Here is a 13156-nt window from a genome sequence, read left to right as displayed (position 1 = left end):
CGACATCGCGCAAATCTCCCCTTTCGCTTCAGGGTTATGAGGCGAAAGGGGCAGATGCCGCTTGCCCGACGGGGTCAGATCGCGTAAAACTGTCTGCCGCTAATCGAGCCACATTAACCCCCAATTTTCTGGACGATATGTTTCAAGATAACCCGCTGCTCGCGCAGTTAAAACAGCAACTTCACTCTCAGACCCCACGTGTCGAAGGCATCGTAAAAGGCACTGAGAAAGGCTTTGGCTTTCTTGAAGTAGACGGCCAAAAAAGCTATTTCATTCCGCCTCCGTACATGAAAAAAGTCATGCACGGGGACCGCGTTATTGCCTCGCTGCAAACTGAAAAAGAGCGTGAAGTCGTCCAGCCGGAAACCCTGGTTGAACCTTTCCTCAGCCGCTTTGTGGGCCGCGTAACGAAGAAAGACGACCGTCTTTCCATCATCCCGGATCATCCTTTATTACGTGATGCCATTCAGTGCCGCGTTGCCCGCAATATCAATCATGAAGTGAGCGACGGCGACTGGTGTGTGGCTGAAATGCGTCGCCACCCATTGAAAGAAGGCGATCACAGCTTCCAGGCTGAAATCACCGAATGGATCACCACCGGCACCGACGATCTCGCGCCGTGGTGGGTCACGCTGGCACGTCATAATCTCGAACGTGAAGCGCCGAAATCCGATATCGCGGAACTGCGCGACGAAGGCCTGACCCGTGAAGACCTGACTGCCCTGCCATTTGTCACCATCGACAGCGGCAGCACGCAGGACATGGATGACGCGCTGTATGTCAAAGACAACGGCGACGGCACCCTGCAAATGACCATCGCTATTGCTGACCCGACGGCTTACGTCAGCGAAGGCAGCGAGCTGGACAACATCGCGAAAAAACGCGCGTTCACCAACTATCTGCCGGGCTTCAACATCCCGATGCTGCCGCGTGAACTGTCCGATGATATCTGTTCCCTGTGGCCGGACGTCAGCCGTCCTGTGCTGGCGTGTTCTGTCACGCTGGGCACGGATGGCAAGCTGGGCAGCGACATTCGTTTCTTCGCCGCAACCATCGAATCGAAAGCCAAACTGGCGTACGACGATGTGTCTGACTGGCTGGAAGCCGATGAGAAAAGCGAATGGCAACCGGCAAGTGATGTGATCGCCGATCAGATCCGCCTGCTGAAACGCGTCTGTGATGTGCGCAGCGCATGGCGTACCGAGCACGCACTAGTGTTTAAAGATCGCCCGGATTACCGCTTCGTACTGGGTGAGAAAGGCAACGTGCTGGAAATCGTCGCTGAGCACCGCCGTATCGCTAACCGTATCGTTGAAGAATCGATGATTGCCGCCAACGTCTGCGCCGCTATCGCCCTGCGCGACAGCCTTGGTTTCGGCGTTTACAACGTGCACACCGGTTTTGATCCGCTGCTGGTAGAAAACGCGGTCACCGTGTTGCAGGCCAATGACGTTGAAGCCAACGCTGAGGAATTGCTGACCTTGCCAGGTTTCTGCGCCCTGCGTCGTAAACTTGATGCATTGCCGACACAGTTCCTCGACAGCCGCATCCGTCGTTTCCAGACCTTTGCAGAAATCAGCACCACGCCGGGGCCACACTTCGGTCTGGGTCTGGAAGCTTACGCCACCTGGACATCCCCGATCCGTAAATACGGCGACATGGTGAACCACCGTCTGCTGAAAGCGATGATCCTGCAACAGTCTGCCGGTAAGCCTCAGGACGACATGACCGTCCAGCTGGCAGAACGCCGCCGTGCCAACCGCATGGCCGAGCGCGATGTCGGTGACTGGCTGTATGCGCGTTATCTGGAAGACAAAGTCGGTACTGACGTGAAGTTCAGCGCGGAAATCATTGATGTCACCCGCGGCGGCCTGCGTGTGCGCCTGCAAGACATCGGTGCCGTGGCGTTCATCCCTGCGCCGTTCCTGCACAGCGTGCGCGACGAGCTGGTGTGCAGCGCCGATACCGGCACCGTGCTGATCAAAGGCGAAGTCGCCTACCGTCAGAGCGATATCATTGACGTGAATATTGCGGAAGTTCGCATGGAAAATCGCAATGTGATCGCCAAACCGGCGGTGTGAATTTCGCGTTTAGCGAAGGTAAAAAACCGGTCATTTGACCGGTTTTTTTATATGTGAAATTTGCCTTGCCAGGCGGGTTACGTGTTGCCAGAGCCAATTTCGGTTTCTTAATTGCAGTTAGATCTGAACGTTAGATCGGGAAAATTTCGGTTTCTCAATTACAGCGATCACTTATCACGCTGCGCCGAAACCGACCAAGAGGGAAAAATGCTTTTTTCCCTCTTGGATCTCCCTTCGCTTTTTCACTGCGCGCTATCGCTTGTAAATCATGTTTCAGATATCGCGGAGACAGGCTGGAAATCTTGCCGCTGCGCGGTGCCTTCTCTCGGTCTTCGAGCCAAAGGTCTCGAAGCCGCTCCGTTCAGCAAGATTTCTGAATCGCCCGCAACTTTTTGTAAGATTAAGAAAGTGAGGTTGTGAAGTTGAAGCCTGAGGCCGGTTCCAAAATTCCGCCGGAGGAGAGGTGGAAAACCGCGCGTTTTTTGCGCGGGTTGTAACCCGAACGAAGGGCACCGCGCAGCGGCGGGATTTTGCGGCTATCAGTGCGATACCTGAAACATAGCCAGCGAGCAGAGCGCGCAGTGAAAGAGCCGGAGATTCTTAAGAGGCGCGGCGATAGGCGCCTCTTGAGGCCAGTTTGGGTGGCAACCCAAGGTCTGGTCGGTGTGGGCCGACGCCCACAACCTTGAATTTGAAGCGGACCTAAGGACTCGCCCCCTCTGGCCGCCTAAATCTGATAGTCAATTACCGGCTCGCCCCCCGTTGCGAACACCTTCTCTTTAATCTCAGTCACCGACAGCCCCGGATTACATAGCTCGATGAACCGCCAGACGTAGTTTCGCTGCAACTGCGCTTTCTTCAGCCCCAGCCAGACCGTGTTGGCTTCGAATAAATGCTCCGCGTTGATCAGCTGAAGGCCGGTATCACGCCCCGCTTCGAACGCCTTATCCGCCAGAATACCGACACCCAGCCCGAGTTCGACATAGGTTTTTATGACGTCGGAATCCTGTGCGCTGAGCACGATATCGGCAGTCAGCGCCGCGCGGCTGAAGGCTTCATCAAGACGGGAGCGGCCGGTGATGCCCTGACGATAGGTGATCAGCGGTTGTTCACTGAGGTGCTGCAACGTCAGCGGGTGTTGCAGTGTCAGCGGATGACCCTGCGGCACCACAATCGCGTGATGCCAGCGGTAATACGGAAACGCGGCGACGGAAGGGTCATTCATCAGCTTTTCACTGGCGATGGCCACATCCGCCTGCCCGCTCAGCAGCATCGCCAGCACTTCCTGTGGCGAGCCCTGATGTAACTCAAGGCGCACACCCGGATAGATGGCGCGGAACGCCTTGATCACCTTAGGCAAACTGTAACGCGCCTGTGTGTGGGTGGTGGCAATGGTCAGCACCCCCGCGTCCTCTTTTGAAAATACATCGGCCAGACGGCGGATATTTTGCGCCTCGTTGAGGATCCTCTCGGCCACTGCCAGCAACTCTTTACCCGGTTCTGTCAGCCCCAGTAAACGCTTTCCACGACGGATGAATATCTCAACGCCCAGCTCATCTTCCAGCTCGCGGATGTGACGGCTGACACCTGACTGCGACGTGAACAACATGTTCGACACCTCAGTCAGGTTGTAATTGCATCGCGCTGATTCCCGTATAATTTTGAGTTGTTGAAAGTTCACCGCTGTCTGCCTCTTAGCTTGCCAAAACCCTATTCTTACGGGCTGTGGCTATGCCAGACAAATAAGAAAAAGCGGTTACTTATGCTTTTTACGACTATAGGCACAAAATACGGTTATTCCGGCACCGGCGTCATCACCGGTTTACCGGCGAAATGCGCCCCGAGATTTGAGAGCACCAGCGCCATCATATTTTCAACGGATTGCGGTGAGCGCCCCGCCACATGCGGCGTGATCACCAGATTGCTGAGCGAAAGCATTTCCACTGGCACCTGCGGCTCACCGTCCACCACATCCAGCGCGGCACCGGCGATTTCCTGACGGCTCAGACTGGCGATCAGCGCCCCGCTGTCTACCACGCTTCCCCGCGCAATATTAATGACAAAACCTTCAGGCCCGAGCGCGCGAAGCACCTCAGCATCCACCAGCCGGACGGTGTTTTTACCGCCAGGCGTCGCGACCACCAGATAATCCGCCCACGCCGCCAGTTCAGTGATACTAAGGAAATAGCGGTACGGACTGTCTTCCAGCGGGCGACGGTTGTGATAGCCGATCTCCATATCGAACCCGCCCGCCGCACGTCGTGCGATCAGTGCGCCGATATTTCCCAGTCCGATCACACCGAGACGTTTTCCTGCCATGCCCGGCGTATTCCAGCGTGTTTTTTTCCATTCACCGGCCCGGACGGCGGCATCAAATTGCGGGATTTTTCGGGTGATCGCCAGCATCAGCGCCAGCGTGTGATCGGCCACCGATGAATTATTGGTACCCGGACCATGCGTGACGTGAATACCACGCTGTCTGGCGGCGGCAACGTCGATGTGTTCATAGCCGACACCCTGCGCACAAATGATTTCAAGTGCTGGCAGCGCGGCCATTTCACTGGCGCTCAGCCCGATACTGCCGATGGTTAACACTGCGCGGATTTGCCCGGCGATGTGCGGATCAAGGCTGGCGCGCTGTTCTGGCGTCGTGGCGAAATAAAGGGAAAAACCGGCGGCTTCAAACCGCTCAGGATAGCCAGCATCAAGTTCAACATGGCTGAGCAATGCGATGGTCATGGAGATTCCTCTGGATAAAGTCAGACAATAACTAGCAGGCTAGCTTTTTCGCTTTCACTATCGGCGATGCTCATGGCCTTGTACAGCGCCTTATCATGGTTTTCGGCGGTTTACGGGAGAAGTTACAGAGTCCGGTCTACACTCGTTGTTATCGTCTGCGCAGACGCAGGCGGCCCTCTTTCGGCAATTTTTTGTCAGATTTCCCTGAAACGGAGTGACGTCAAGTATGGCAAAGGCCCGATCCAGCAAGAAAAGTAAACCTGTCGTAACGACGGAAGAAACCCGCACCATTCCGTCACATTTACAGGCCGATATTGCAGTCGATGAGTTTGGTGTGCGGATTATTGAACCTTACAGCGACGGTGAGATTGTCCGCAGTTTTGATTCCGGACACACCACACGGGTCCGTGAAGGCTTACCGGTGCCGCTGGGTGCCACCTGGGACGGGCTGGGCGTGAATTTTGCGCTGTTTTCAGCCAATGCCACCAAGGTGGAACTCTGTCTTTTTAACGAAGACGGCGAACAGTACGACGTGATTGAACTGCCGGAATATACCGATGAAGTCTGGCATGGCTATCTGCCGGATGCCCGCCCCGGTCTGCTGTATGCGTATCGCGTGCATGGCCCTTATGCGCCGCACGACGGCCACCGGTTTAATCCTGCCAAGTTACTGCTCGACCCTTACGCCAAACAGATTGTCGGCGAGCTGAAATGGGACGATGCCCTGTTCGCCTATGACCTGCAAAGCCCGAAGAAAGATTTGCACATTGATAACAGCGACAGCGCCCCGTTTCTGCCCAAATGCCGTGTTATCGATCCGGCATTCTCGTGGGCGCGGGCGCGCAAACGGCATATTCCGTGGGAGAAAACCCTGATTTATGAAACGCATGTGCGCGGCTATACCATGCGTCATCCGGCGGTGCCTGAGCATTTACGCGGTACGTTTTCCGGGATGAGTACCCCGCATATCGTGGATTATATCCGTTCGCTCGGCGTCACCTCAGTGGAACTGATGCCCGTTCATGCCTTCACCGACGACCGGCATTTGCAGGACAAAGGTCTGCACAATTTCTGGGGATACAACACGCTGAGTTTCTTCGCGCCCCATCCGCAATATATGGCGACGCAGACGGTCAATGAGTTTAAGCAGATGATTGCCACCCTGCACGCGGCGGGGATTGAGGTGATTCTGGATGTGGTTTACAACCATACCGCTGAAGGGAATGAGCTTGGCCCGACGCTCTCCTTCAAAGGTATCGACAATGCCAGTTATTACCGGCTGATGCCCGACAACAAGCGGTATTACATCAATGATACCGGCACCGGCAATACGCTGAACCTCAGTCATCCGCGCGTTCTGCAGATGGTCACCGACTCGCTGCGTTACTGGGCCACCGAAATGCAGGTCGATGGTTTCCGTTTCGATCTGGCGACCATTCTCGGACGCGAAAGCTACGGCTTTGATGAAGGTTGCGGTTTCCTCGACACCTGCCGTCAGGATCCGATCCTCAGCCAGTGCAAGCTGATCGCCGAACCCTGGGATTGTGGTCCCGGCGGCTATCAGGTCGGGGGTTTCCCGCCGGGCTGGATGGAATGGAATGACCGCTTCCGCGACACGGTGCGTAAGTTCTGGCGCGGCGATGAAGGTCAGCTAGCGCAGTTCGTCACGCGCCTTTCCGGTTCTGCAGATCTGTTCAATCATCGTGGCCGCAAACCTTATGCTTCCGTGAATTTTATTACTGCACACGACGGTTTTACGCTCAATGACTGGGTGTCGTATGCCAATAAACATAACGAAGCGAACGGTGAAAACGGTAAGGACGGCAGTGATAACAATATTTCGGCGAACTACGGCGTGGAAGGCCCGACGGACGATCCGGCCATCAATGAACTGCGGATGCGTCAGATGCGCAATATGCTGGCGACACTGTTGTTCTCGCAGGGAACGCCTATGTTGCTGGCCGGTGATGAATTTGGCCGCTCGCAAAACGGCAACAATAACGCCTACTGTCAGGACACGGAAATTGCCTGGGTCAACTGGGATATCGGTAAAAAAGGACAGTCGCTTTTATTGTTTGCTTACCGTCTGATTGCCCTGCGCAAGCGTTTTCCCATCTTGCATCGCGGGCGTTTCCTGACCGGTGCCCTGCATGAAAAACTGGGGGTGAAAGATGTCAGCTGGTTCCAGCCGCAGGGGCAGGAAATGTCTGACGCGGCATGGAAGGATCCGCACGCCAAATGCATTGCGATGTTGCTCGATGGCCGCGCCCAGCCAACCGGTCTGGTGCGTCAGGGATCGTTAAGTACGGTGCTGCTGCTGTTCAACGCCTCCCACGAAGATGTGGTGTTCACCCTGCCTTCGGTGGCGCACGGTGAAAGCTGGCGGCATATTTTCGATACCTTCCAGCCGGAGGACATCAACGAGCACAACGTTGAGTTTGGTCGCGAATATATCTGCACGTCACGCACCGTGGTGTTATTTGAGCTGATCAGTTCCGCAAAACACTAAACGCCCCACGCTGCTTCAGGCATTAAGGATCTGAAGCAGCATTTCCCGCCCTTCCGCCAGCCCTTTTTCCCGGCCAATCGCCTGACGGCTGACGCCTTCCGCACGGATAATATGGCAATCCTTCACGCCCATCAGTTCGAGAATGGACGCCAGATAGGGTTCCTGAAAATCATGTGGCAGGGTTTCCGGCGTGCTGTAGACACCGCCCCGTGCGGAGGCAATGTACGCGGTTTTCCCCGGAATAAGCCCGACCACGCCCTGCGGCGTATAGCGGAAGGTTTTCCCCTTCTGACATACCTGATCGATCCAGGCTTTGAGATTGCCGGGGATCGCATGGTTGTACATCGGCGCGCCAATCACCATCACATCACAGGCGGTCAGTTGTTCGATGGACTGGTAAATGCCGTCCAGTTCTGCCTGCAATTGCGGGGTGATCACTTCTTCCTGGGCGTTGTGCAGCAGGCTCATGGCGGCAGCAGAAAGATGCGGCGGCGGCGTGACCCCCAGATCGCGGTAAGTCACGGTGGTTTCCGGATGGCGCGCGCACAGTTCCGCCACAATCATGGCGGAAAGTTCGCGGGATACCGAACCGGCGGTAAAAGGGCTGGAATCAATATGCACAATGTTCATTGGCTGTCCTGTTTTCATGATTCTGGTTGAATGCAAGCAGGATAATCGTTGTTGATATCCTCAGAAATACCTATTATCGCAACACATCGTTGCCATTCTAAAACGATGACAACGCAACCATGATTCAGAACAAACAGGTGAAACGATGAACGACAATTTAAATGATATGGCCCTGTTTGCCGCCGTGGTTCAGCATCAGGGCTTCACCGCTGCCGGACGGGCGCTGGGCGTGTCGAAATCGCTGCTCAGCCGCCGCGTCGATGCACTGGAAACCCATCTCGGCGTCCGTTTATTGCAGCGTACATCGCGCCATTTTTCGGTCACCAGCATCGGCGAGTGTTACGCCGCCGAATGCCAGAAGTTGCTGCAACAGGCTCAGGCCGCACAACAGGTGATCGACGATTTGCAGCAAAACCCGCGTGGCTTACTGAGGATTTGCACCCCGGTGATGATGGCTGAAATGGTGATCGCCCCGCTGATGACAGAATTTCTGACACGCTTCCCCGGCATCACGCTGGAGCTGCTGGCCATAAACCGTGCGGTGGATCTGCTGGAAGAAAATTTCGATGTCACCCTCCGTTCACACAATGAACCGCTGGAAGACTCCGGGTTATACCGCAAGGCACTCGGCACGCTGAACTATGTGCTGGTAGCCAGTCCGGCCTTTATCCGCGCCCTGCCGCAACCGCCTGCGATTGAACAACTCAGTTATCTGCCCACACTGGTACGGAAAACACCCTGGGCGGGCGGAGAATGGGAACTGACGCATTTGCAGGACGGTATGCGCAAAATATCGCTCACACCGCGGCTGGTCAGTAATAATCTGCTGGTATTACGTCAGGCCGCAGCGGACGGGCTGGGGATCGCGCTGTTACCGGAAATGGCCTGCAAACAGGATCTGGCTGAGGGGAAATTGCTGCACTTACTGCCCGACTGGCATACGCCGCCATCGTCCATTTCGGCGTTATATGCCAGTCATAAAGGCCAGTCGTCAGCCCTGCGTGCGTTTCTCGATTACCTTTCCGGAAAACTGCACGGCGCGCTGTAAGCAACAGGGATCAGGACTGCGGGTCTTTCAGATAGGCTTTGAACTGTGGCGACATGTAGGTTTTGAAGCCGTCCCCCTCTTTGGTGATGAGATACACCGCCAGATGCTGTTGCTCCGCCAGCGCCAGCGCTTTTTGTGTGCCGAGCACCATCAGGCCGGTATCCCAGCCGTCCGCTTCCAGTGCGGTCGGCGCAATTACCGTCGCGGACACCAGTTTGTGGGTGATGGGCGAACCGGTGGCGGGATCAATGATGTGGGAAAGGCGTTTGCCGTTCAGTTCGTAATAGTTGCGGTAGCTGCCGGAGGTGCTGATCCCCATGCCCTGCAAATCCACAATCGCCTGTACGGCGGTTTCTTTGTCCGTCGGTTTCTGAATCGCCACTTGCCACGGATTGCCCTGCGCGTTGTGTCCGCGTGATACCACCGCGCCGCCGACGGACACCAGATAATTGCTGATGCCATTCCCTTCAACCAGACGCGCCAGATGGTCGGTGGCGTAGCCTTCGCCCACCGTGGAGAGATCGACATACATACCGGCCAGATCTTTTTGCAGGTATTGCCCGTCACTTTGCTGGATCACTTTCAGATGCTGTAAACCGGTGAGCGCCCGTGCGGCGCTGATTTGCTCCGCCGTCGGGGTTTTCACCGGCTGTTTATCCGGGCCGAAACCCCACAGATTAACCAGCGGGCCGACGGTAATATCCATCGCGCCACCGGTCAGACGACCAATCCGCAGAGACGTGACAACGGCGTCGGCCATGCCTTCACTGACAGGCTGCGGCACATTGCCCTGATACTGATTAAAGCGCGACAGCACGGAATCGTCTTTGTAGGTGGAGAGCTGATGATCGTCTTCTTTCAGTTGCGCTTCTATCTGCTCACGCAGCGCGGCCTCGCGGCTTTTATCCACGCCCGCCAGACTGACACGGTAAAACGTGCCCATGGTTTTGCCCTCAATGACCAGCGGAGTGTCCTGTTCAGAAGCGTCTCGATCGCAGGCAGATAAGAGGCTGACGCCGCACAACAACAGAGTACAGCGCAGATAAACCGGTTTTAAAAACATGAGAATAGCTCGGTTAAGTGCCCGTCGCCGGGCTTGAAAAGTATCAGGACAGTAAAGGCTGACGCTTAAACCACGGCGCAACAAACACGCCGTGACTTTGCGGAGGACAGAGAGAATCAGCGGCTGCGCTTGGCATGGCGTTCCCAGTTTTCCTGCTTCGCCTGTGCCGTTTTCTTCAGCGCGACGTAACAGGCACCGGCTCCGCCATCTTTCTGCAAGGCGACGCAGAAGGCCTGCACGTCATCGAGTTGCTTCAGCCATTTGGCAAGATAACTGCGCACGATGTTCGCGTGGCTTTGGTCTTCCCGTCCCTTTCCGTGGATGATCAACAGCGTGCGTAAGTTTTCGGCCTGCGCCTGACAGAAAAAGGCAAACAGTTCCTGACGGCATTGTTCAACGGGCTTGCGCAACAAATTCAGGCTGGCGGCAAGGGGGTATTTTCCCTGCCGGAGTTTATCCAGGACGCCCTGCTGTACGCCATCATGTTTGTATTCCAGAGGCTCATCACACGGCTGAATATTGAGAAAACCGGTGGTCAGCGGGTTTTCGCGAATTTCTGTCACCGCCTCCGCACTGACCTTGTTCCCGGTGGCTGAGTTTTTGAGGTAGACCACCCGCTTATCCGACGCCAGGGGCTGTACTCCGGCCATTTCCTGACTGAATAAATCATCATCTTCGCTCATCTGCTTACCCCTTTTTCAGCGGTGGAACTGCGCCAAATTATTACCGCAAACCCGCTGCGGGTAAAGTCGCATGCCGGTGAAACTCGGCCGGTAAAAATTCCGGAAATGCCCTGCCTGCCGTTAAAACCCATTTTTATATCTATACTTAGCTGCTGGGGCAGAAGTAAACCGGCAAGGTTTCGCTTCGGTTCCCCGGCACAATTGAGGAGAAAAGATGCCTTACCTTGATGATCCCTTGATTATTTTTACTGACCTGGATGGTTCACTGCTCGACCATCATGATTACAGCTGGCAACCCGCTCAGCCCTGGCTGGATAAACTCGCGGCGGCACGGATACCGCTGATTTTAACCACCAGCAAAACGACAGCCGAAGTGGCGAATTTGCAGGCCGCATTGCATCTGACTCATCAGCCGTATATTGCTGAAAATGGCGCGATCATTCATTTGCCGTCGGAGTGGCAAACCGCAGACGCTGCACCGTTTCACATTCACGGCGCAGCCTATCCGGAGATCCGCCAGACACTGGTGGAATTGCGCCAGCGTTACGATTTTGAGTTTCGTGGTTTCGGTGATGTCACGCCGGAACAGGTCGCGGTCTGGACAGGATTGTCGGCAACGGATGCCGCCCTGGCGATGCAACGTGAGGCCTCTGAACCGCTGGTCTGGTTTGGTAACGATCTGGATTTTGCGCACCTGAAAAAATGTCTGGCGCGGGAAGGTCTGGCCCTGACGCGCGGCGGTCGTTTCTGGCATGTGATGGGAGCCGGTGCCGGGAAAGGACAGGCCGTGCAATGGTTGGCGGCACAGTATCAGCAAAAACGGGGACAGCCGGTGATCAGTATCGGGCTGGGTGACGGGCCGAATGATTTATCGATGCTCGACACGGTGGATCATGCGGTCGTGATTAAAGGTCATCACGACCACCCGATGCCACTTGAACGCGATTTTCCTTCACACGTATTTCGCACGACGGAATTTGGCCCGCAGGGCTGGTCGCAAGGGCTGGATCATTTTATCGCTCGCCGCTGAAGGCAAAACTGAAAAGGTAAACGTCTTTATTAAAAATTTGTTTCTGTATTGTTTATCGTTCTGTGTTTACAGAGAAGACTTCCAATAATTTTATCTATTCTAAAATTGGAGAATACCGTATGAGCGATTTTTATCAGGATGGTGTCATTACTAATTTTCATAATCTGACGAACCGCAAAGTCGAAGAACTCGAATACGATTTGCAGGTGTTTTCCGGCCGCCGTTCGATGGGATTAATATTACCTTCCTTGTTTTCAGAACTTGAAGGTCCGGCGCTGACCCGCATTGTCGATGAACTGACAAAAGTGCCATATCTGGAAGAGATCGTTATTGGTCTGGACCGGGCTGACCGCGACCAGTTTTTATTTGCCCGCGAATTTTTCTCCCGTCTGCCCCAGCGTCACCGCATTTTATGGAATGACGGGCCGCGTCTGACGGCGCTGGATCAGGAGCTGAAAAAAGAAAATCTCTCGCCCAACGAGCCGGGTAAAGGCCGAAATGTCTGGTTCTGTGTCGGCTATACCCTGGCGTCGCGCCGCACCTCGGTGGTCGGGTTGCACGATTGTGACATTGTCACCTATAGCCGCGACATGCTGGCCCGCCTGATGTATCCGGTCGCCAATCCGAATTTCCATTACGATTTCTGTAAAGGCTATTACGCCCGTGTGGCAGACGGGAAATTTAATGGCCGCGTGGGCCGGTTACTGGTGTTCCCGCTGCTGAAATCCCTGCAAATCGTTTACGGCCATTCCGATTTTCTGGAATACCTGCGCACCTTCCGTTACCCGCTTTCGGGTGAGTTCGCCATGCGTACGGACGTGCTGAATGATTTGCGTATCCCGAGCGACTGGGGGCTGGAGATCGGCGTGCTGTCTGAACTGCATCGCAACACGGCGACCAAACGTATCTGTCAGGTCGATATTGCCGACAATTACGACCACAAACATCAGCCTATGTCGGAAGAAGATGCCTCGAACGGTTTGCAGCGTATGAGTATTGATATCACCAAAGCGCTGTATCGCAAGATGGCTATTCTCGGCGTGAATATTACCAGCGAGTCGTTCCGCATCCTTAAAGCCACGTATTACCGCAACGCGCTGGATATGATTGACGGGTTTGAAAACGATGCGCGAATGAACGGCTTATCTTTTGACCGGCACAGTGAAGAATCTGCGGTGGAACTGTTCTCCGGCGCGATTATGGAAGCCGGTCAGGCCTTTGTGGATACGCCCAGCGAAAAGCCCTTTATCCCGAGCTGGAGCCGCGTGCAGTCCGCCTTCCCGGATATGTTGGATCGCATCCATGAGGCGGTGGAAAAAGATAACGAGGGTGACGTGTAACGCCGGTTTCCCCACGCCTTCCCCCAACAAAAA

10 protein-coding genes are annotated in these 13156 nt (G+C 55.2%); 5 read left to right on the top strand and 5 right to left on the bottom strand.

Features of this window, described 5'->3' with window-relative positions; translation table 11 throughout:
- Nucleotides 1-137 precede the first annotated feature (137 nt).
- On the top strand, nt 138-2081 hold the full coding sequence (locus tag EDF78_RS20295; RefSeq protein ID WP_133823791.1) for an exoribonuclease II: 1944 nt from the start codon (nt 138-140) through the stop codon (nt 2079-2081).
- A 727-nt stretch (nt 2082-2808) separates the two neighbouring features.
- Here the strand turns inward: EDF78_RS20295 and cbl are convergent.
- Together cbl and EDF78_RS20285 are read right to left on the bottom strand one after the other, a co-directional pair.
- Complete coding sequence (gene cbl / locus EDF78_RS20290) at nt 2809-3762, bottom strand: HTH-type transcriptional regulator Cbl (RefSeq protein ID WP_095922021.1); 954 nt, start codon at nt 3760-3762, stop codon at nt 2809-2811.
- Between the two features lie 113 nt (nt 3763-3875).
- Nucleotides 3876-4820 carry a 2-hydroxyacid dehydrogenase gene (locus EDF78_RS20285; RefSeq protein WP_133823790.1) on the bottom strand — a complete coding sequence of 315 codons (945 nt, stop codon included), beginning with the start codon at nt 4818-4820 and terminating at the stop codon, nt 3876-3878.
- A 226-nt stretch (nt 4821-5046) separates the two neighbouring features.
- Here EDF78_RS20285 and glgX point away from each other — a divergent pair, with 226 nt between their 5' ends.
- Entirely contained in the window at nt 5047-7329 is a 2283-nt protein-coding gene (gene glgX, locus EDF78_RS20280) for a glycogen debranching protein GlgX (RefSeq protein WP_119826030.1), read from the top strand.
- A 15-nt stretch (nt 7330-7344) separates the two neighbouring features.
- Here the strand turns inward: glgX and EDF78_RS20275 are convergent, their stop codons facing one another.
- Entirely contained in the window at nt 7345-7959 is a 615-nt protein-coding gene (locus EDF78_RS20275; protein ID WP_133823789.1) for an NAD(P)H-dependent oxidoreductase, read from the bottom strand.
- A gap of 145 nt (nt 7960-8104) precedes the next feature.
- Between EDF78_RS20275 and EDF78_RS20270 the strand changes: the two genes are divergently transcribed.
- Nucleotides 8105-9007: a LysR substrate-binding domain-containing protein gene (locus EDF78_RS20270; protein ID WP_095922017.1), complete on the top strand. Its 903-nt coding sequence runs from the start codon at nt 8105-8107 to the stop codon at nt 9005-9007.
- A gap of 10 nt (nt 9008-9017) precedes the next feature.
- Here the strand turns inward: EDF78_RS20270 and apbE are convergent, their stop codons facing one another.
- Together apbE and smrA are read right to left on the bottom strand one after the other, a co-directional pair.
- Nucleotides 9018-10070 carry an FAD:protein FMN transferase ApbE gene (gene apbE, locus EDF78_RS20265; RefSeq protein WP_095922016.1) on the bottom strand — a complete coding sequence of 351 codons (1053 nt, stop codon included), beginning with the start codon at nt 10068-10070 and terminating at the stop codon, nt 9018-9020.
- Between the two features lie 116 nt (nt 10071-10186).
- Complete coding sequence (gene smrA, locus EDF78_RS20260; protein WP_095922015.1) at nt 10187-10753, bottom strand: DNA endonuclease SmrA; 567 nt, start codon at nt 10751-10753, stop codon at nt 10187-10189.
- A gap of 214 nt (nt 10754-10967) precedes the next feature.
- Here smrA and EDF78_RS20255 point away from each other — a divergent pair, with 214 nt between their 5' ends.
- Together EDF78_RS20255 and EDF78_RS20250 are read left to right on the top strand one after the other, a co-directional pair.
- On the top strand, nt 10968-11783 hold the full coding sequence (locus EDF78_RS20255) for a mannosyl-3-phosphoglycerate phosphatase-related protein (protein WP_119826026.1): 816 nt from the start codon (nt 10968-10970) through the stop codon (nt 11781-11783).
- A 119-nt stretch (nt 11784-11902) separates the two neighbouring features.
- On the top strand, nt 11903-13123 hold the full coding sequence (locus EDF78_RS20250) for a glycosyl transferase (RefSeq protein WP_095922013.1): 1221 nt from the start codon (nt 11903-11905) through the stop codon (nt 13121-13123).
- The last annotated feature ends 33 nt before the right edge of the window (nt 13124-13156 follow it).

Source organism: Rahnella sp. BIGb0236 (assembly GCF_004364755.1).
In the GTDB taxonomy this organism is placed as follows: Bacteria; Pseudomonadota; Gammaproteobacteria; order Enterobacterales; family Enterobacteriaceae; genus Rahnella; species Rahnella victoriana.
The sequence above is the reverse complement of the archived record's forward strand: the minus strand, read 5'-3'. Positions and strand labels throughout refer to the sequence as shown.